The organism is Nocardia fusca NBRC 14340, from assembly GCF_001618425.1.
Lineage (GTDB): Bacteria > Actinomycetota > Actinomycetes > Mycobacteriales > Mycobacteriaceae > Nocardia > Nocardia fusca.
The window spans coordinates 134902-154893 of sequence record NZ_BDCU01000030.1 but is presented as its reverse complement, the minus strand read 5'-3'; the positions used below and the strand labels follow the sequence as shown (position 1 = coordinate 154893).

Sequence of the window (19992 nt, the reverse complement as noted above, 5' to 3'; positions counted from 1 at the left end):
CGGAGTTACACGTGCAGCTCGAGCACTTCAGCAATGGGTGGGTGACACCTGTCCTCGCCTATTTCATGTCGTTCATCGGGTCGGTGCTCGGTCTCCGGTGCGCGGTCCGCGCGCGGTCGTCGGAGCAGGCCGGCGGCTGGCTGATCGCGGCGGCCATCGCGCTCGGCGGCGCGGGTATCTGGGTCATGCACTTCACCGCCATGCTCGGTTTCTCCATCGGCGGTATGGCCATCCGCTACGACATGCCGATAACGCTGCTCAGCGCCGGAATCGCGATCGTGGTCGTCCTGATCGGGCTGGCGATCGTAGTGCGTGGTCATCGTGAGGTGATCGCACTGCCACTGGGCGGAGCGATCACCGGCATCGGGGTCGTGGGGATGCACTACCTGGGCATGGCCGCGATGAACTCCGGTGCGGAGATGGAATACAGCACCGGACTGGTACTGCTGTCCATCCTGATCGCGGTGGTCGCCGCGACCGCCGCGCTGTGGTTCATGCTGCACGTGAAGGGCTGGGGCAACACCATCGGTGCGGGCCTGATCATGGGGGTCGCGGTGTGTGGCATGCACTACACCGGTATGGCCGCCATGAGTGCCCACCACGGCGACCACACCGCGGTGCCGGAGGGCGTCGCGCCGGTGGAGTTGCTCACTCCGCTACTCACCACCGTCGCGCTGGTGGTGGTGGGTCTCGTCGTCCTGGTCGGCGTGGCCGAGCTCGAGGTCCGGTCCACGGCCGCGGCGAAACAGGAGTACGAATCCGGCGAGGTCACGACCCTCACCACCGATCCCGCGACCCTCGTCATCAGCGGTCGGGAGTGGCCGCGGATGCCGGTGGACCGCTAGTCTGCCGCCTGTCGCAGTGGCGACATCGGGGTGGGGCCCCGGTTGTCGTCTGCGGCTGCGCGGCCTACCGTGGGCCGCCGTATCTGCAAGCTGAAGTGAGGATTGTTCGAATGGGTAGTACCGTCATCGATATCTTCGCGTTGATCATCACGCGAATCGGGGATTTCTGGACCTGGGCGTCCACCGGCTCGGCGGGTTTCCCGCCGCTGTGACCCGGTAGCGATTGCCGATACGGAGCCCGGACGCTGTGCGCGTCCGGGCTCCGTCGCGTTCGTACGGGTCTGTGGGGGAGGGCCGCCGGAACGGTCGGCCGGGCTCAGGCCGGGAGCGGAACGTTCTGGAGCCGGACCTGCCCCCGGGCCAGTGCCTTGCCGCTGTCGCTGTCGGCGATGATCACCTGCCACAGCTGCTGGGTCCGACCCTGGTGCAGCGGCTCGGCGGCGACCGATGCCCGCACTGCGGTGGCGGGGCGCAGGAAATCGGTCGCGTTGTGGACGCCGACCGCGAACTCGCCGCGATCGACCACGGCCGCGCTGGCGCCGATACTGGCCGCGCTCTCCACGATCGTCGCGTATACGCCGCCGTGCACCACGCCCCAGGGAGTGTGGTGGTCGGGACCGAGTTCGACGTGTCCGCGAACCCCGGTCCCGGAGGCATGTTCCACCACGAAGCCGCTCGCGGCGACGAATCGTCCGGCGTCGGCGAGATCCACGCTCGGCAGGTGGTCCGGCGGGTCCGAGATTTCCGGCATGCGTTGCTCCCATGATCGTGGGCTGACTTTCGATATACAAGCTAGCCATGGCGGGATACTGACTGTCAAGTCCGCAGTCAGATAGGCTGGCCGGATGGAGTGGCTCGAATACAGCACCGCCAACTGCTCGGTCCAGCGCACCCTCGATATCGTCGGAGACCGCTGGACGATGATCGTGTTGCGCGAACTGTTCAACGGCGTCCATCGTTTCGAGCAGATGCGTCAGCACTCCGGGATCTCGGAATCGGTGCTGTCCAACCGGCTGGGCAAACTCGTCGACGCGGGCATTCTCGACGTGGTGCCCTATCGGGAGGCGGGCAGCCGGACCCGCCGCGAATACCGGCTCACCGGTAAGGGGCGCGATCTGTACCCCATCCTGATCGCCCTGCTGAAATGGGGTGACGACCACCGCGCCGATCCCGAGGGGCCGTCGCTCACCGTCGTGCACCGCGACTGCGGCGCCCCGGTGGACGTGGTCGTCCGCTGCCGGGACGGGCACGATCTGAACGGTCCCCGCGAGGCGGAAACTCACGCGGGCCCCGCGGCCCGGCGGCTGGCGGGAAGACGCCCGGCCTCCTGACGGCCGTGGCCGGAACGCGCCCTACCGATGCCTTTTCGCGCAGTTCGCGGCGGTCGCGCGGGTGCTGTACGGTCTGCGGCGATGCGGGCGCCTAGAGTATGCCCATGGTCTACGGGGGTGAGGTCGCCACTCTGCGGCGGCGGCCGACGGCGAAATGGTGGACGGTCACCACGGTGGCGTTGGCGGTACTCGTCGGAATCTGTTGTGCCGCCGTGGTCTGGTTCGTTGCCTCGGCCGGCGATTTCGGATATCTGCTGCTTCTTGCCGGTGCGCTGCTGGGTCTGGCCGTACTGTGGTCGGTCTGTGCGGTGTTCGGGCTGATCAGGTACCGGGCCTGGCTGCCGAGCGCCGTGGCTCCGGTCCTGGTGCTGGTGGCGAGCGCCGTGGTGTACTCGGGCGCCGCCGAACAGGTGGGCTGGCGCGTGTCGAAGGCGGCGCTGGAAGAGGCTGCGGCGCAGTGTGTTCCGCGCTCCGAGCCCGGCCGGATCGGCGTGTACACGATCGAGTGGGTGGACCGGCCGGATACCGGGTGCCATTTCTACACCGACGGCGGCTTCCTCGATCAGGTCGGATTCGCCTACCTACCCGAGGGGCCTCCGCCCGAGCGCCGGGGCAGTGAGACCACCTATCGGCAGTACGACGGTTCCTGGTATCGCTTCGTCGTCTCCTGGTGACCGCCCGAATCCCGCGACGGCCGGGACTGCGTGATCACGAACCCACGACCGACTGCTGGTCCGCGGGTGGCGAATACACCGATTGGTCCACGTGCAGCACCATGAAACCGTTGTCCGAGCAGGTGACGTACAGTGCGTTGCCGTGCCACTCCGGCGGTGACAGGCACCAGTCGGTGGAGACGTCGCCGAAGGCGAGTTTCCCGGCCCGCGAGCTCAGCGCCTGCGAGGGATCGAACCGACCCTCGAGCACCGCGCGGGCCGCGCTGGGCGCGGTCATCGCCGGGATGCCCAGCAGTGAAGCCAAGGCGTGCGGCGAATTGACGAGTTCGAGGTTGCGACCGGTGCGGGCCGGTGGATTGAAGTAGGCGATCTCCCGGATGGCCTGGGGGTCGCGGATATCGAACACTCTTATCCCGGAGGAGATCCAGCCGCAGGCAAGGGCGGTCGGATCCACCGGCCGATCGGCCGCGCAGTAGTGCGATTCGTAGGCGAAGATCGAACCGCCCATGGACGAGGCGATATTGCTGTCCAGATTCTGCGGCAGATTGATCTCGAGTTTGATCTTCGCCACGACCCGCGGATCGGCGTCGTCGGAGATATCGATGAGTTTCACACCACCGGAACCCCCTTCGTCCACGGTGTAGACGTGGGGTCTGCCGCCGTAGGTGACCGGAATGCTGTGCTGGGTGGCCCATCCGTCCGACCAGAACATCCGCCCGAGATGATGAACCTGCGGGTTCGGGTCGCGCCGCTGGACCGCGCTGATATCGAGCACGGTGATACCGCTGAGCGCGGAGAGGTACATGCGGTTACCGTCCGGGCTCACCCCGAACCCGTGCGCGGTGAGGCCGGTCAGCCCTTGCCACACGACCCGCGGATTCGCCGGATCGGTGAGATCGACGGCGCTGAGGAATCCGGGTGTGATCCCGGAGGCCCAATAGGTGCGGCCGTCGGGGGAGAAGCCGCCCTCGTGCGTGGTGATCGGCAGCGGCATACCCAGATTCGTGCCGGGACCGGGATTGAGCAACCGCGGATGCGCGCAATCGGAGATATCGTAGACCGACAAATAGCCGGCGCCGACCAGTAGCGGAACGCCCGTACCCACCAGCAGCTTCCGCTCCCGGTTGACCTTCAGGCTCTCCCAGGTGCCGGCCACCATGGCGGGTTCGTTCAGGGTCGCCGTCGGTCGCGGATGCGCCGGATCGGAGACATCGAGCACCTGCACCCCCCCGTTCTGGTGCAGTAGGTTGCCGGGGAAGAACGTTCCCATATAGGCGCAGTGTTCGAAGCTGGTGGAGGTGATCCCGGCGCCGCGCCCGGCGAACCGGCCGACCATCGCCATATTGCACCGGTAACCCTGTGTGCTGCGGCCGCTGTCCCGGTCGGCCGCCGGCACATCGCCCTGGAAACCCGGCTCGGGCATCGACCCCGGCCCGCACTCGGCCCGAGGCACCGAGGTCCGGCCGACATCGAGGAATTCCCGCACCTGACTCCGAATATCGGATTGCAGATCCGCCGACGCGCTGCCCGGCAGCATGACCGCGGCGACCACACCCACCGCCCCCAGGACCAGCGCTCTGGTCCGGCGGAAATTTCCGAAGGGACGCCCCATTGCATCCTCACGCTTCCCGGGCAACAGCGCCCGACCCGGTCATCCGGGAGGGTTCGGTACACAACCCGGATTGTGTTCAGTGATGGTAGCGATCGAGACGCTGCGGGACGCGGGTTTTCCCGGAATGCGGAATCGGGTGGAGGGCCGCTTCCGGCAGTGCAGTCGGAGGGTCCGTTCCGCCCGAGTGCGCCGCCGCGCGTGCCGATAACGCCCTTCCGGACAGCACGAGCTGCGATGGGAGGCGTTCGTGGGCGACGGGTGTGTCAGTCGAACTTGCCGGTTTTCGCGGCGTTCGGAAAGGTGTCCCACTCGGCAGGGACCGCTCTCGAGCCACTGCGCGCCGGTCGGATCCGTTGGCCCTGCTCCTTCGATATGCGCAGCATCGGATCTCTGGATGTCACTCGGGACAACGCTACCCGTCGGATCTGCCGTCTCACGGTGGCGCTGTTCCGGCCCACCTGAGCCGTATCCCGGTGAAATGGGCTTTCCCCGCCGCACGGCTGTCGGAGTCGCGCACTATCGTTCGGTTCCGGTAACTCTGTGCCACGAGAGTGAGGACCGTAGCCATGTCGACCCCGCCCGAGGTACACCCCGCGCGCCGTGACGAGATCAGCGCGCTGGCGCGCACCCTGGCCGCCGCCTTCCACGACGATCCGGTGATGGAATGGCTGTGGCCGGATCCGCGCCGGCGGGCCCTCGGGCTGCCCCGCCTGTTCGCCGCCCAGACGCGGCATCAGCACATCACCACCGGCGCGGTCGACATCGCGTCGGCCCCCTCCGGTGCGATCGGCGGGGCCGCCCTGTGGGATGCGCCCGGGAGATGGAAGCCGTCCCCCTGGCGTGAACTCCGCATGTTCCCTCAGCTCGCCCGGGCGTTCGGCGGGCGGCTGCGCGTGGGGAAGGAACTGGTGGACCTCATGACCGAGGTGCACCCGGACGAACCGCACTGGTATCTCGCGACCATCGGCACCGATCCCGAGCGGCGCGGCCACGGTCTCGGGCAGGCACTACTGCGGTCCCGGCTGGAACAGTGCGACCGCGAGGGCATCCCGGCCTACCTCGAATCCAGCAAACAGGCGAATATCGCCTACTACGAGCGATTCGGCTTCGAAGTGACCGCGACCATCACCGTACCGGGCGGTGGACCGGACCTGTGGCCCATGTGGCGCACACCCCGGCCGCATAGTTGACCTACGCACCCCGCGGCGACCTCCCGGGCCGCCGACGCCGGACCGAGCCGGCCGACCAACGCCGGAGTCCCGCGATCCATCGTCCGGTCGAACCAGAGTCGCAACCGGTCACGCCCCCTGATCCTGGCCACACCTACCCCTACCGAATCCTGTCGTGCTATCGAATGGCCGACTGCCGGATCCGGGATCGCAGCATCCCCCACGCGACCGTCACGAGCGCGGCGGCGCCGAGGGCGGCGAAGATCAGCGGCAGGTAGGTGAGACGGACGAAGAGGAACGCTTCGTCGACCATCGCGTGGTCCGGGTCGCCGGGGTCGTAGCGGACCGGAACATGGTCACCGAGATCGGTATAGAGCGAGGAGGCCGCCGGGCCGCCGTCGAAGCGGACTGTCTCTCCGGCGGCGGTGGTGAACTCGATGACGGTGGAGGTGCCCGTCGGCCGGCTGCCCTTGGTGTTGTCGGTGAGCTCCTGACCGAACTCGACCGCGGTGCCCGTCGCGATCTGTGAATTCGCCAGGAACAGCGCGTTGTAACCGATCGGGACCGCGGCGAACAGGATCGCTATCACTCCCATCAGTGCGATGGCGAGTCGATTGGCGTCGACGCCGGGGGAGAGAGAACGTTGCACGACAGTCCTTCCTGGAAGCCCCGCACAGGTAATCCTAGTGGGACACCGGGTGGACACCGCCGGTTACCGAGCCCGCCGCCGGTTACCGAGCCCGCCGCCGGTTACCGAGCCCGCCGCCGGTTACCGAGCCCGCTGCTCCACCCGGAGGGGCTGGGCCGATGCCGGCGGCACGATGGGGGTCCTCGCTGCCTGGACTCGGCCCAGCACGTCACCGGCCGGACAGCCCCGCACCGCAATGGCTTCCCGGTACGACTGCCGATCCTCTGTTCCCTGTCGGTTTCGTGTGGCGCGGATTCTGCGGGAAGTCGGGGTGATCTCGCGGACGACCGCTGGATCGCACGGCTGCCGGGCGTCTCGGGACCTGTGGTTGCAGGGTGGGTCGGCCGGGCGCAACCCCGGTCGTCCCGATATGCGATGCAGGCGCCGATTCGGGGGTTTCCCTGATGTGCCGGCGCGGCCCGGGCTGGTTTCCTGGGTGTATGTCCGGCAACACAGCCCGCGGTGAACTGGACCGTGTGGAACATATCTTCGACCGTCTCGCCGACGGATACGACCGTCAGATCGGATGGTCCGAGCGGGTCCTGCTCGGCGATGCGCGCCGATGGGCGATCGAACGGGCCCGCGGGGCGGTGGTGGAGATCGGAGTGGGCAGCGGGTTGAATCTGCCGCTCTACGGTGCCGGGGTCGAGCGGGTGATCGGAGTGGACCTGTCCGAGCGGATGCTCGGCCTCGCGCGCGCCCGTTCGGCATCGGTGCCGGTGGAGTTGCGGCACGGGGACGCGCAGCGGCTGGATCTGCCTGCCGAATCCGTGGATACGGTGGTCTCCACCTACACCTTCTGCACGATTCCCGACCCGGGCGCTGCCGCGGTGGCCGCGTGGCGGGTGCTGCGCCCGGGTGGGGTGTTCGTCGCGGTCGAGCACGGTCCGGCCCGCGCGCGACCGGTGGCGGCGCTGATGCGCCTGGCCGAACCGCTCGCGGTGCGGTTCGCGGCGGACCATCTCACCCGGGAGCCGGTCGGCTACCTCACCGCCGCCGGGTTCACCCTCGAACATTTCGCCCGCACCGGTCGCGGTGGAGTGGTGTTCCGGGTGCTGGCCCGGAAACCCGAACAGACCAGCTGACCGGCCGGAACCGGTCGGCTTTCGAGGTGGGACCCTACGCGGGGTGGGTCCGGCCGGAGGGCAGGAACCGGGGCATAGCGGGCAGCGTCCGGCCGCGCACGGATCGGACTGTTGTCGACCGACCCGGTCCAGCGGTGTGGTGGGGTGATTTCGGGTCGGACCGGCCCGCTACTCGGAGACTCGTTCCAGCAGGGAATCCAGGCTCGCGAGCAACCGCTGCCGCAGTAGGCCCGCCCGGTTCGTGATCTCGGCTTGGCGGCGCACATATTCGGCTCGCCCGGCCGGGGTTTCGATCCGCACCGGCTCGTATCCGTGTTCGCGAAGGTCGTACGGGCTGGCCTGCATATCGAGGGTCCGGGCGTCCAGCGCCAACGCGAAACAGTCGAGGAGCAGCTCCGAGGCGAGTAGCGGAGTCGCTTTGAAACCCCACTTGTACAAATCCATATTGGCGTGGAGGCAACCCGGCTGCTCGGTGTGTATCTGGTCGTCGCGGGTCAGCTGCCGGTTGTTCCGGGGGACCGCGGCCGGAGTGAAGAACCGGAACGCGTCGAAATGGGTACAGCGCACCGGCATCGATTCGACCACCATGTCGGTACCCGCCGCGCCGAGCCGCAGCGGTACCGAATCGTGGCGGACCTCCCCGGTGCGGTACACCATCGCCCATTCGTGCAGACCGAAACAGGACAGCTGAGCGGGCCGGGACGCGGTCGCGCGCAGCAGATCCGCGATATAGGTGAGGGTGCCGGCCCGGGACCGCAGGAACTCCGGATCGACGGTCACCACCGGCTCGGCGTCCGCGCCGGGCTCGTCGATCCGCTGATATCCGCGCAGACCGTCGTACTCGGCGGCCCCGGCCAGCGCCACCCCGAAACCGGGATGCCAGCGGCGCAACCGGGCCGGCTTGTGGCCGTAGTAGGTGAACAGGAAATCGAGCACCGGATGTTTCGCCCCGGCGGCCCGCGCCCGCAGGTACGGGCCGGCCAGGGCGTCGAGGCGATCACGGTGCGCCGCGGCGCGCATCCGCCACTCCGCCGCGCCGAGCACCGATCCGATGGCCGCAGCCGTCATTCGGCGACCCGGTGCGTGGTGTCGCGGACGGTGCCGACGAACTCCTCGACGAGATCCTCGAGCGCGACGATGCCGACCGTATTGCCCCGCGCGTCCACCACCCGGCCCAGATGGCTGCTGGTGCGGCGCAGCCGGGCCAGTGCCTCGTAGAGGGTGGTGCCCATCAGCACGGTGGGCAGCGGCCGGATATCGGTGCGCGGGATCTCGGTGCCGGGGCCCGCGGTTTCGTCGGAGACCTTGTCCAGCACATCCTTGACATGCAGGTATCCGACCAGGGAACCGTCGGAGGCGCGGACCGGGTACCGCGAGAAGCCGGTTTCGGCGACCGCGTTCTCGATATCGCCGAGGGTGGTGCCGTGGGCGCGCAGCGGTATCGTGCGCACCTGCGTCAGCGGCACCATGACCTCGGCGACGAACCGCTCCCCGGTACCCAGTGCCTGAGTGAGGCGGCGGTGCTCCTCCTCGTCCAGCAGGCCTTCGGAGCGGGATTCGCCGATCATCTCGGCCAGTTCGTCGCTCGAGACCGTGGCCTCGAGTTCATCCTTGGGCTCGATGCGCAGCATCCGCAGTGACAGGTTCGCGGCGAAGTTGTAGATCGCGATGAGCGGCCGGGCGATCCGCAGCCAGGCCAGATGCAGCGGCACCAGCAGAAGCGCGCTGCGTTCGGGGCCGGCGAGCGCGATGTTCTTCGGGATCATCTCACCCAGCAGAATGTGCAGGATCACCACGATAGTCAGGGCCAGGACGAACGACACCGGATGCAGCAGTGCCTCCGGCAGCCCGGCCAGCTCGAACGGATGCTCCAGCAGATGGGCCACCGCCGGCTCGCCGACCCGGCCCAGCAGGATCGAGCAGATCGTGATGCCCAGCTGCGCGGCGGCCAGCATCATCGACAGATTCTGCCCGGCCCGGATCACAGTGTCGGCGTTGCGTTTTCCCTGCGCGGCCAGCGCTTCGAGCCGGTCGCGACGGGCGGATATGAGAGCGAACTCGGCGGCGACGAAGAAGGCGTTCCCCGCCAGCAGGACCACGGTCAGTGCCACTCCGAAGAGATCACCCATGGCGGACCTCCCGGCCGGTGAGCTGCTGTTCGCGTTGGGCGACCGCCTCGGCGTCGGCCGGAACCAGGCGGATCCGGTCGATGCGGCGTCCGTCCATCCGTTCCACCCGGGCCAGCCAGCCGCCCTGGCCGTCACCGTGGCGGCGTTCGTGGCCGCGCTCCGGCAGCACCACGGTGTCGCCGGCCACCGGGATCCGGCCCAGCCGGGTGAGCACCAGACCACCGAGGGTTTCGTACTCACCCTCGGGAGCGATGTACCCGGTCGCCCGGGTCACCTCGTCGATGCGCAGCAGGCCCGAACAATCCCAGCCGTCGGAGACCCGGCGCACCTCGCGTTCTTCTTCGTCGTGCTCGTCGCGCACATCGCCGAGGATCTCCTCGATGATGTCCTCCATGGTGACCAGGCCCGCGGTGCCGCCGTATTCGTCGACGACCAGCGCGACCTGCATACCGTCGGCGCGAACCCGTTCCAGCACCTCGTCACCGTCGAGGCTGGCCGGGAGCACCTGCACCGGCTGCGCGATCTGCGCGAGACCCACACCGGCCCGGGTGCGCGCCGGATGGGTGAATGCTTGTTTGACGTGCACGACACCCAGGGTGTTGTCCAGGTCGCCGTCGATCACCGGGAACCGCGAGTAGCCGGTGCGGGCGGCGGCGGCGAGCAGATCACCGATGGTGTCGGTGCGGTCCAGGGCTTCGATTTTCACGCGCGGGGTCATCAGCTCCTCGGCGCTGCGCTCGCCGAACTGCAGGGAGCGGTCCAGCAGTTGTGCGGTGCGCTGATCGAGAGCGCCGTGCCGGGCCGAGGTGCGCACCAGCGAACCGAGTTCCTGCGGCGAGCGCGCCGAGCGCAGTTCCTCCGCGGGTTCCACCCCGAACCGGCGGACCGCCCAGTTGGCGGTGCCGTTGAGGAACTGGATCATCGGTTTGAACACCGCCGAGAACGCCACCATCGGTCCGGCGGTGGCCCGCGCGGTGGCCATGGGCGCGGCGATGGCGATGTTCTTGGGGACGAGTTCGCCGTAGATCATCGACAGCGAGGTCGCCAGGATCAGCGCCAGGACCAGGGCGATACCGGTGGCGGCGGAATCCGGGACACCGAGCACGGTGAACAGCGGTTCGAGCAACCGCGCCAGTACGGGTTCGGCGATATAACCGGTGATCAGGGTGGTGATGGTGATGCCGAGCTGGGCGCCGGACAGCTGGAAGGAGAGGGTGCGGTGGGCCTGCCGGACCGCCCGCGCCCGCACATCGCCGTCGCGCGCGTGCGCTTCGACGGTACTGCGTTCCAGGGCGGTGAGGGAGAATTCGGCAGCCACGAACAACGCGGTGCCGGCGGTGAGCGCCACGAACCCGATGAGGCTGAGGACGGTGAGTACGACGGCCATCTCACCACCCCCCGGCGGGCATCGATATCAGCGATGGGGAAAAGGCCGGAGCGGGGAGGCTCGTGCAGCGGAGGACGCCGGGTCTGTCACCCGGCTCGATAGATGAGCCCTCCTGAGTGGCGCCCTCGGACGCGGGTGACAACTGGATCCTTTCGTCCTGATGATTACGGCCGGCGGTCGCCGGCGATTCTCATGCTACCGCGACCGTGCGCGCGGACGCACGGTCGCGTGGGCGGCGGCGCGCGGCGGTGTGGCCGGGGTCACCACCCGCCCGGCAGCGGACGGCCTTCGGCGAACCCGGCGGACGACTGCACCCCGACCACCGCGCGCTCACGGAACTCCGCGAGATCACGGGCGCCCGCGTAGGTGCAGGCGCTGCGCACCCCGGAGCAGATGTGGTCGATGAGGTCCTCGACGCCGGGACGCTCGGGATCCAGCAGCATCCGGGAACTGGAGATGCCCTCCTCGAACAGCGCCTTACGGGCGCGGTCGTAGCCGCGATCGGCGGCGGTCCGCGCGGCGACCGCACGTTTGGAGGCCATTCCGAAGCTTTCCTTGTACGCGCGGCCGTCCCGATCGACCCGCAGGTCACCGGGCGATTCGTAGGTTCCGGCGAACCAGGAGCCGATCATGACGTTCGACGCGCCCGCCGCGAGTGCCAGGGCGACATCGCGGGGATGGCGGACCCCGCCGTCGGCCCAGACGTGGGCGCCCAGGTCGGCGGCCGCCGCCGCGCATTCGGCGACCGCGGAGAACTGTGGCCGGCCCACTCCGGTCATCATGCGGGTGGTGCACATGGCGCCGGGCCCGACGCCGACCTTGACGATATCGGCGCCGGCGGCGACGAGATCCCGGGTGCCCTCGGCCGAGACCGTGTTCCCGGCGACCAGCGGTACACCGAGGCCGAGGTCCCGGATCGCGCTCAGCGTTTCCAGCATTTTCACCTGGTGCCCGTGCGCGGTGTCCACCACCAGGACATCGGCGCCGGCGTCGACCAGCGCCTTGGCCTTCGCGGGCACATCGCCGTTGATCCCGACGGCGGCCGCGATCCGCAACCGGCCCTCGTCGTCGACGGCCGGGGTGTAGATGCCGTGCCGGACCGCGCCGGTGCGGGTGAGCACGCCGGCCAGGGTGCCGTCCGGCGCGAGGAGTACGGCGGGGCCGGAATGCGCGGCCTCGAGGCGGTCGAAGATATCGGACGCCTCGGTGGTCGCCGGGACGGTGACGAAATCGGTGGTGGCGACCTCGTGCAGCCGGGCGAACCGATCGACATCGGCACAGGCCTCCTCGGTGACCAGCCCGACCGGCCGTCCGTTGTCGACCACCACGACCGCGCCGTGCGCGCGCTTGTGGATCAGCGCCAGCGCATCGGAGACGGAGTGATCGGCGGTGAGCGTGACCGGAGTGTCGGCGATCAGCGAGCGACTCTTGACGAAGGCGATGGTCTCGGCGACGGCGCTGTTGGGCAGATCCTGCGGGAGCACCACGATCCCGCCGCGCCGGGCCACGGTCTCGGCCATGCGGCGGCCGGCGACCGCGGTCATATTGGCGACGACCAGCGGGATGGTGGTGCCCGAGCCGTCGGCCGTCGCGAGATCGACGTCGAACCGGGACGCGATATCGGTGCGGTTCGGAACCAGGAAGACGTCGTTGTAGGTCAGGTCGTACGGCGGGTGTTGTCCGGGGAGAAACTGCACTGCGCCCATGGTAATCGGGACGGCTCTCCGGCGTGGGGGCCCGACGGTTTCACTTGGCTCGGCGGGGGCGGTGCGGCCGGCGGCCCGGTGCCGGTTTCCCGGCGCCACCCCGGCCCCGGGCCCCCGGCCCGCGGAAGTGGCCGCGCGCGGCCGGGGGCGGTACCTCGGGAGTTTTCGCCGCTTCGGGACCCGGCGGGGTGCGCGCGCCGGTGAGCCGGCGGACCTCCCGGTCGCCCGGTCGCACCGTGTGTTCCACCACAGGGACCTCCGCCGCCCGCGTCAGCGCGGCCACCTCGGCCCGCTGGTCCGGGGTGACGACGGTGATCACCGTGCCGCTCGCGCCCGCCCGGGCCGTCCGGCCGGCCCGGTGTACGTAGTCCTTGGCGTCGGCGGGCGGGTCGGCGTGGACCACCAGTGAGACCGCGTCCACGTGGATCCCGCGAGCGGCGATATCGGTGGCGACCAGGGCGGAGATACCCCCGTCGGCGAAGGCCGCGAGGGTGCGGATGCGGCGGTTCTGGGCCTTGCCGCCGTGCAGGGCCGCGACGCGGATGCCCTGGTCGCGCAGTCGGCGGGTGAGCTTCTCCGCCCCGTATTGGGTACGGGCGAACAGCAGCGTGCGGCCGTCGCGGGCGGCGATCTCGGCGAGGACGGCCGGTTTGTCCGCCGGTTCGACACAGAGGATGTGATGGGTCGCGGGGGTGGTCTCCGGTTCCGGGGCCACGGTGTGGGTGACGGGGTCACGCAGGTAGCGGCGGACCAGATCCCGGACGGATTCGTCGTCGAGGGTCGCGGAGAACAGCAGTCGCTGGCCGTCGCCGGGCACCAGATCGAGCAGCCGTCGTACCTGCGGCAGGAACCCGAAATCGGCCATATGGTCGGCTTCGTCGACCGCGGTGACGCGGACCGCGTCGAGTACGGCCGCGCCCTGATCGACCAGATCGGCCAGGCGGCCCGGGGTGGCGATCAGCAGGTCCACCCCCCGCTGCAGCTTCTCCGCCTGCCTGGACACGGGTATCCCGCCCACCGCGGTGCCGAGCCGCAGTCCCAGTGCGAACGGTGCCAGCGCCTGTTCGATCTGCAGAGCCAGTTCCCGGGTGGGAGCGAGGATCAGACCGCGGGGGGCACGGGCGATGGCCGGGACTCCGGCGAGGCGGGCGAGCATGGGCAGCCCGAACGCCAGCGTCTTGCCGGACCCGGTGGGCGCCCGGCCGAGCACATCGCGACCGGCCAGCGCATCGGGGACGGCCGCCGCCTGGATGGGTAGCGGATCGGTCAGGCCTTCCCGGCGCAACGCCTGCACGGTGAGTACGGGCAGGCCCAGGTCGGCGAAGGGCGGGGGAGTGCGGGCGGCACCCGGGTGCGGATCGGTCGAGCTTCCGGTCTCCGGCGGGCGGCGATCAGGCACGGAACAACCGGCTCAGTTCGACCAGCCAGGGAATCGCGACGGCCAGGGTCGGTACCACCAGGATGGCGATCGAGGCGAGATAGGCGGCACTGGCGATCCGGAGATCACCGAGTGGACCGGCCAGGCGCTGGATACGGATCAGCGTGCTCGGCCCGCCCACCGCGAGCGCGCCCTGCGGCGCGGTCGATTTCGAGCAGGCCACCAGGGCCCGGGCCAGTGGTTTCGGGCCGGTGACCTTGACCGCGGAATCGTCGGCGAGCAGCTCGATGAGCAGTTTCACCGAATCCAGCGCGGATTTACTCCGGACGAACCGCGGGAAGGCCTCGTGCGCGGCGGTGAACGCCTCCAGCACCAGATCGTGGCGGGCCCGCAGATGCGACCGCTCATGGCTGAGGATGGCGGTGAGCTCCTGCTCGGTGAGGTTGTCGAGGGTGCCCGCGCTGACCACCACCCGCCGCCGCAGCCCGGGCAGGCAGTAGGCGATCGGTTCGGTGGACGACAGGACCCGGATATCGGCGGCGCGCCGGAACGGGCCGCTCTGGTCGAGCAGATCGACCAGCATGCGGTGGTGGGCGCGGCGGCGCCGGGTGTGTACCCCCACCCGGATCGAGGCGTAGACGAGCCGGGCGCCGATCAGCAGCGTGAGCATGAACACCGACACATAGGCCAGCCACAGGGGCAGGCCCAGCGCATCGATCTCATCGGTGGGTTTGGTGGTGGGGCGACCGTCCGGCCCGGGGACCAGCAGCTCGGCGGCGATGGCGAGCCCGGAACTGAACGCGCTGAGCACAGCGGCCAGCGCGATCGCCTGCCAGAGCACGAGGGCGGCGCGCGGGACGCGATAGGTCCAGGTCGCCCGGCTGAGTGATTCCGGGACGGGACCGGCGAGAAGCAAGGCAAGTACGGCGAAGGCCGGTGCTGCTGCGTTCATCGACTCTGCTCACTGCGTTGTGGGGCCAGGGTCCGAGGTCGATGCGGCGCGGCTATCTGTCCTCGGTTGCTTCGAGCTTAGCGAGTGCGTCCCGTAGGGCCGCGGCCTCGTCCTTGCCGACCTGCTCCACGAAGTGCACCAGGGCCGCGGCCCGGCTACCGGCCTCGTCGGCCTGTTGCAGCGCGTCCATCATGAGACCGGCCACCAGCTCGTCGCGGGTGTGTACCGGAGCGTACCGGTGGGCGCGGTCGTCGCGCCGCTGTACCACCAGATTCTTCTTCGCGAGACGCTGCAGCACGGTCATCACCGTGGTGTACGCGAGTTCGCGGCGCGCCGACAGGGCCTCGTGCACCTGCCGGACCGTTTGTGGTTCATCGGCCGACCACAGTTGGTCCATAACCGCTTTCTCGAGTTCACCAAGTCCAGCCATCTCTTGATTTTACGACGCCAACGACACTGTGCCGTACTACAGGGTGTCGTAACGGCGTGGGAATTGTCATAGGGCGTCGAGCACCGGAAATGCCGGTCCTGTGATGGAGGTGGCGAGTGCGCTCGGCGGTCGCGGCGCACGCCGGACGGGCCGGGGGCGTCACGGATCCGTTACTTCCTCCCCGGCGGGAAATACTTGCTAGGTCTGGTAAGGCTAACCTATCTTTCGATCAAGTCGTTGCTGCGACGCCGATCTCGAGGAGGTTCGAATGTCCGAACTCGCCACTGTGCGCATCCCCCGTCCGTACGAGGCGGCATTCGGGTCGGCGTGTTCCCGGTTACGGTCCCTGCAGCCGGAGCATCCTCGTGTCTATGCCGCCGCGGCCATGGCCGAACAGGGCAAACGTCGCTGGTGGGCGCTGTCCACGGGCCTGCGTGAGGGTCGGATCGACCTGATGTACCGACGGCACGCCGCGGAGATGATCAGTGCGACCGCCGCCTCGGAGGTGGTGGCCACCGCGTTCATCCATGCCGTGCTCGGCCGGGTTGCCGCGTTATGGGTCGCCGACGGCCGGGCCTGGGATCCCGGGTTGGAGAATGTGTGGATCCACACCGACAACGACGGCGGTATCGACTGGGCGGGCCTGACCGACACCACCATCCGCGTGGTGGCCGGCGACCCGCTGGAGGGGTCGCCCGGAGTGGTCTCGCTGCCGTGCGAGCGGGCGATGTGGGTGTGGCTCGCCTACCGCTGCGAACCTTCGCTGCTGCTGATCCAAGGTGCGCTGGCGCGGTGTGCGGGGCTGAGTCCGCGCCGGTTCTGGGCGCTGGTGGCCGAATCCGTTTCCGGGGCCACCACTTACGTTCCGGACCTGGCCGGGACCGATCCCGTGGCAGGTGCGCGCCGGGGGCAGGGGCTGCTGATGGCGCTGGAGGAGCGCGGAATGGCGATCAGGCGCGCCCAACGTGTTGCCTAGTTAGGTAAGCCTGCCCTATAGTCGTAGGCGGCGTACGGATCGCGCGAGAGTCCCGAGGGCTGCGGTGACCCCCGATCCAATGCCTGCGGCGGACCCCATCTCCGAGGTGGGGTCCGCCGCTCTCTTTCCGCCGCCGCCCACCGGCCCGTGCTCCCGGCCTCGGATCCACATGCGATTGTGGAGCCATGACCGAACAGCAGACCCGCCCCCCGATGTCGATGGCCGATCTCAGTGCCGAACAACTCAACGAGATCAACAAGGGGACTTTCGCGGATCTGATGGGTCTGCACGTGACCGAGCTGGGACCCGACCGCGTCCGCGGTGAATGGACGGTCACGCCGCAGTTGCACCAGCCGGCCGGTATCCAGAACGGCGGAGTGCTGTGCACCGTGGTGGAAACCCTGGCCAGCACCGGCGGCGCCGCCTGGTACGGCGAGCGCGGTGTGGTGGTCGGGGTCAACAACAACACCGATTTCCTGCGTGCGGTGCGCGACGGGAAGCTGACCGCCGAGGCCACCCCGCTGCACCGCGGCGGTCTGCAGCAGCTGTGGCAGGTGGTGGTCACCGACGCGGACGGGCGGCTGGTCGCACGCGGTCAGGTCCGGTTGCAGAATCTGCCCCATCGCTCCTGAACACGGGCCGGCCGAGGGCCGGTGGAACACCGAGGGCCGGGGCAGTGTCTGTCAGCACTGCCCCGGCCCTCGTCGATCGATTCAGATACCGCCGGTCGACAGCAGCCCGCCGTCGACCCGCACCGTCTCGCCCGTGATCCACGCCGCCTGATCGGAGGCCAGGAACGCGATCAGCCGGGCCACGTCCTCCGGCGAACCGAGCCGCTTCATCGGGTACACCTGCGCGGCGGCTTCCTCGTCCGCCGAGTACAGCGCGTCGGCGAAACTGGTCTTCACCACACCGGGCGCCACCGCGTTGACCCGGATCTTCGGGCCGAGCTGCCAGGCCAGCTCGTCGGTGAGCCGGATCAGTGCGGCCTTGGAAGCGCCGTACGCCGCGATGACACCGGTGGAGCGGATACCGGCCACACTGGCCACGTTCACCACGGCGCCGCCGTGCTCGCCCATCCACGCCTTGTACGCCTGCTGGATATAGCCGAGCGCGGCCACGACGTTCACATCGAAGATCTTGCGCACCGCGTCCAGATCGGCTTCCATCAGCGCGCCGTAGACCGGGTTGATCCCGGTGTTGTTGATCAGGATGTCCAGCGACCCGAACTCCGCGACCGCGCGCTGCACCGCGGCGGCACGTGCCTCGTCGTCGCCGGAGTTACCGGCCAGGGCGATGACCTCGCCCTGGTGTCCCAGCGCCCGCAGTTCGGCGGCCGCCTTCTCCAGTGGTTCGGCCTTGCGCGCGGTGATCAGCACATTCGCGCCCCGGCTCAGCAGTTCGGCGGCCACCGCGTAGCCGATACCACGGCTGGCTCCGGAGACCAGCGCACTCTTGCCCAACAGATCGGTGCTCATATCCGGGCACGTTACCGTGCGCGCCGGTGACCTCGGCGGGCGCGGATCGCCCCGGCCGCCGGGGGCGGAGCAGTGTCGTGGTCCGGGTAAAATCGATGGTTCCGTGTCCGGAGACATCCGATGATCGGTGGATGGGCCCACTGTCGGGCGCACCGGGCCACTGCCCCCAACCCGTGTTTCCAAGGAGATATCTGTGATCACCGCGACCGACCTCGAGGTCCGGGCCGGCGTCCGTACCCTGCTGTCCGCGCCCGGACCGGCGCTGCGGGTACAGGCCGGCGACCGGATCGGCCTGGTCGGGCGTAACGGCGCCGGTAAGACCACCACGCTGCGCATCCTCGCCGGAGAGGGCGAACCGTACGCCGGGACGATCACGCGGTCCAGCGATATCGGTTACCTCCCGCAGGATCCGCGCGAGGGAAATCTCGATGTCCTGGCCCGCGACCGGGTGCTCTCGGCGCGCGGACTGGACGCGCTGATCCGCGATATGGAGAAGCAGCAGGCGCTGATGGCCGAACTGGCCGACGAGACCGAACGCGAACGTGCCGTCCGGAAATACGGCCGGTTGGAGGACCGCTTCTCCGCGCTCGGCGGTTATGTGGCCGAGAGCGAGGCCGCGCGGATCTGCAACAGTCTCGGACTACCGGACCGGGTGCTGGACCAGGCGCTGCGTACGCTGTCCGGCGGTCAACGGCGGCGAATCGAACTGGCGCGCATCCTGTTCGCCGCCTCCGACGGCAGCGGCGGCCGTTCCGACACCACGCTGCTGCTCGACGAGCCCACCAACCATCTCGACGCCGATTCCATCACCTGGTTGCGCGGTTTCCTGCAGAACCACGACGGTGGCCTGATCGTGATCAGCCACGATGTCGATCTGCTCGCCGACGTGGTCAACAAGGTGTGGTTCCTGGACGCGGTGCGTGGCGAGGCCGATGTCTACAACATGGGCTGGCAGAAGTACCTCGACGCCCGCGCCACCGACGAACAGCGCCGCCGCCGCGAGCGGGCCAATGCCGAGAAGAAGGCGTCGGCGCTGCGCGCCCAGGCCGCGAAACTCGGCGCCAAGGCCACCAAAGCCGTTGCCGCGCAGAATATGGCCAAGCGCGCCGATCGGCTGATGGCGGAACTGGACGAGGTCCGCGTGGCCGACAAGGTCGCCCGGATCAAGTTCCCCGAACCGGCCGCCTGCGGAAAGACGCCGCTGATGGCGGAGAACCTCACCAAGGTCTACGGCTCGCTGGAGATCTTCACCGGCGTGGACCTGGCCATCGACCGCGGCAGCCGTGTGGTGGTGCTCGGCCTCAACGGCGCGGGCAAGACCACACTGCTGCGGCTGCTGGCGGGCGCCGAGGAACCCACCGCCGGGGGACTCGTGCCCGGTCACGGCCTCAAGGTGGGGTATTTCGCGCAGGAACACGACACCCTGGACGATACGGCCACGGTCTGGGAGAACATCCGGCACGCGGCGCCGGACGCGGGCGAGCAGGAGTTACGTGGTCTGCTCGGCGCCTTCATGTTCACCGGGCCGCAACTGGAGCAGCCCGCCGGGACACTGTCGGGCGGTGAGAAGACCCGGCTCGCCCTGGCCGGCCTGGTCTCCTCGGCGGCCAATGTGCTGCTGCTCGACGAGCCCACCAACAACCTGGACCCCGTCTCGCGCGAACAGGTCCTCGACGCACTGCGCACCTACGCGGGCGCGGTGGTGCTGGTGACCCACGATCCGGGCGCTGCCGAGGCCCTGAACCCGGAGCGGGTGATCTTGCTGCCGGACGGCACCGAGGACCACTGGTCGGCCGAGTACCTGGAATTGATTCAGCTCGCGTGAGTTTCATCACAAGAACTCATTGCCGGATGGTCGCCGAGTGCTTAGCCTGAGAGTGACGCTGCTCGGCGACTCGGAGGAAGCCATGGGCGACAGGCCGGTACAGAGCAAGAGCACATTGGGCAAGGGCACCCGGGTCACGGGTAAGTCACGGGATCGCCTGCAAACCCAGTTGAAGAAGCAATACGAGGCGGGGGCGAGTATCCGGTCGCTGGCACGTGCGACCGGCCGCTCCTACGGGTTCATCCACAATGTGCTGACGGAGTCGCATGTGCAGCTCCGCAGCCGTGGCGGCGCCAACCGCCGTAAATCCCGCTAGCCGCACCGTAT

General features: G+C 69.1%; 20 protein-coding genes. 9 read left to right on the top strand and 11 right to left on the bottom strand.

Going from position 1 to position 19992, the window contains the following annotated elements; translation table 11 throughout:
* The first annotated feature begins 11 nt into the window (after nucleotides 1-11).
* Nucleotides 12-845 carry an MHYT domain-containing protein gene (locus tag NF4_RS19665; RefSeq protein WP_063814644.1) on the top strand — a complete coding sequence of 278 codons (834 nt, stop codon included), beginning with the start codon at nucleotides 12-14 and terminating at the stop codon, nucleotides 843-845.
* 316 nt (nucleotides 846-1161) lie between these two features.
* Here the strand turns inward: NF4_RS19665 and NF4_RS19660 are convergent, their stop codons facing one another.
* A complete protein-coding gene (locus NF4_RS19660; protein WP_084533260.1) occupies nucleotides 1162-1596 on the bottom strand; it encodes a PaaI family thioesterase in 435 nt (144 codons plus the stop codon).
* Between the two features lie 94 nt (nucleotides 1597-1690).
* Here NF4_RS19660 and NF4_RS19655 point away from each other — a divergent pair, with 94 nt between their 5' ends.
* Nucleotides 1691-2176, top strand: a complete 486-nt coding sequence (locus tag NF4_RS19655; protein ID WP_063128810.1) for a winged helix-turn-helix transcriptional regulator — start codon at nucleotides 1691-1693, stop codon at nucleotides 2174-2176.
* Nucleotides 2177-2280: 104 nt separating this feature from the next.
* Nucleotides 2281-2850 carry a hypothetical protein gene (locus NF4_RS19650; protein ID WP_063128809.1) on the top strand — a complete coding sequence of 190 codons (570 nt, stop codon included), beginning with the start codon at nucleotides 2281-2283 and terminating at the stop codon, nucleotides 2848-2850.
* A gap of 34 nt (nucleotides 2851-2884) precedes the next feature.
* On the opposite strand, the gene NF4_RS19645 is transcribed toward NF4_RS19650, so the two are convergent.
* A complete protein-coding gene (locus tag NF4_RS19645; protein ID WP_063128808.1) occupies nucleotides 2885-4462 on the bottom strand; it encodes an LVIVD repeat-containing protein in 1578 nt (525 codons plus the stop codon).
* A 566-nt stretch (nucleotides 4463-5028) separates the two neighbouring features.
* On the opposite strand from NF4_RS19645, the gene NF4_RS19635 reads away from it, so the two are divergent.
* Complete coding sequence (locus NF4_RS19635) at nucleotides 5029-5652, top strand: GNAT family N-acetyltransferase (RefSeq protein ID WP_063128806.1); 624 nt, start codon at nucleotides 5029-5031, stop codon at nucleotides 5650-5652.
* Nucleotides 5653-5809: 157 nt separating this feature from the next.
* Here the strand turns inward: NF4_RS19635 and NF4_RS19630 are convergent, their stop codons facing one another.
* Nucleotides 5810-6280, bottom strand: a complete 471-nt coding sequence (locus NF4_RS19630; RefSeq protein ID WP_157120459.1) for a DUF3592 domain-containing protein — start codon at nucleotides 6278-6280, stop codon at nucleotides 5810-5812.
* Between the two features lie 479 nt (nucleotides 6281-6759).
* On the opposite strand from NF4_RS19630, the gene NF4_RS19625 reads away from it, so the two are divergent.
* Nucleotides 6760-7404, top strand: coding sequence for a class I SAM-dependent methyltransferase (locus tag NF4_RS19625; RefSeq protein WP_063128804.1), 645 nt, complete (start codon nucleotides 6760-6762; stop codon nucleotides 7402-7404).
* A 168-nt stretch (nucleotides 7405-7572) separates the two neighbouring features.
* Here the strand turns inward: NF4_RS19625 and NF4_RS19620 are convergent, their stop codons facing one another.
* The 7 genes from NF4_RS19620 to NF4_RS19590 form a co-directional block, all read right to left on the bottom strand.
* Nucleotides 7573-8472 carry a hypothetical protein gene (locus NF4_RS19620; RefSeq protein WP_063128803.1) on the bottom strand — a complete coding sequence of 300 codons (900 nt, stop codon included), beginning with the start codon at nucleotides 8470-8472 and terminating at the stop codon, nucleotides 7573-7575.
* On the bottom strand, nucleotides 8469-9533 hold the full coding sequence (locus NF4_RS19615) for a hemolysin family protein (protein ID WP_063128802.1): 1065 nt from the start codon (nucleotides 9531-9533) through the stop codon (nucleotides 8469-8471). Before NF4_RS19615 ends, NF4_RS19620 begins: the two co-directional genes overlap by 4 nt.
* Nucleotides 9526-10920 carry a hemolysin family protein gene (locus NF4_RS19610; RefSeq protein WP_063128801.1) on the bottom strand — a complete coding sequence of 465 codons (1395 nt, stop codon included), beginning with the start codon at nucleotides 10918-10920 and terminating at the stop codon, nucleotides 9526-9528. Before NF4_RS19610 ends, NF4_RS19615 begins: the two co-directional genes overlap by 8 nt.
* A 260-nt stretch (nucleotides 10921-11180) precedes the next feature.
* The gene (locus NF4_RS19605; RefSeq protein WP_063128949.1) at nucleotides 11181-12617 is read right to left on the bottom strand and encodes a GuaB1 family IMP dehydrogenase-related protein; all 1437 of its coding nucleotides are present in this window, start codon (nucleotides 12615-12617) and stop codon (nucleotides 11181-11183) included.
* A gap of 49 nt (nucleotides 12618-12666) precedes the next feature.
* Entirely contained in the window at nucleotides 12667-13920 is a 1254-nt protein-coding gene (locus NF4_RS19600; protein ID WP_084533280.1) for a DEAD/DEAH box helicase, read from the bottom strand.
* Between the two features lie 97 nt (nucleotides 13921-14017).
* Nucleotides 14018-14956: a M56 family metallopeptidase gene (locus NF4_RS19595; protein WP_063128800.1), complete on the bottom strand. Its 939-nt coding sequence runs from the start codon at nucleotides 14954-14956 to the stop codon at nucleotides 14018-14020.
* A gap of 52 nt (nucleotides 14957-15008) precedes the next feature.
* A complete protein-coding gene (locus NF4_RS19590; protein ID WP_030520519.1) occupies nucleotides 15009-15386 on the bottom strand; it encodes a BlaI/MecI/CopY family transcriptional regulator in 378 nt (125 codons plus the stop codon).
* A gap of 268 nt (nucleotides 15387-15654) precedes the next feature.
* Here NF4_RS19590 and NF4_RS19585 point away from each other — a divergent pair, with 268 nt between their 5' ends.
* Entirely contained in the window at nucleotides 15655-16362 is a 708-nt protein-coding gene (locus tag NF4_RS19585) for a hypothetical protein (RefSeq protein WP_063128799.1), read from the top strand.
* 185 nt (nucleotides 16363-16547) lie between these two features.
* Nucleotides 16548-16994: a PaaI family thioesterase gene (locus NF4_RS19580; RefSeq protein ID WP_157120458.1), complete on the top strand. Its 447-nt coding sequence runs from the start codon at nucleotides 16548-16550 to the stop codon at nucleotides 16992-16994.
* A gap of 81 nt (nucleotides 16995-17075) precedes the next feature.
* Here NF4_RS19580 and NF4_RS19575 read toward each other — a convergent pair whose 3' ends face one another.
* The gene (locus tag NF4_RS19575; protein ID WP_063128798.1) at nucleotides 17076-17840 is read right to left on the bottom strand and encodes an SDR family oxidoreductase; all 765 of its coding nucleotides are present in this window, start codon (nucleotides 17838-17840) and stop codon (nucleotides 17076-17078) included.
* Between the two features lie 193 nt (nucleotides 17841-18033).
* On the opposite strand from NF4_RS19575, the gene NF4_RS19570 reads away from it, so the two are divergent.
* Nucleotides 18034-19665, top strand: a complete 1632-nt coding sequence (locus tag NF4_RS19570) for an ABC-F family ATP-binding cassette domain-containing protein (protein ID WP_063128946.1) — start codon at nucleotides 18034-18036, stop codon at nucleotides 19663-19665.
* Nucleotides 19666-19747: 82 nt separating this feature from the next.
* Entirely contained in the window at nucleotides 19748-19981 is a 234-nt protein-coding gene (locus tag NF4_RS19565) for a helix-turn-helix domain-containing protein (RefSeq protein WP_030520514.1), read from the top strand.
* Nucleotides 19982-19992: the final 11 nt, after the last annotated feature.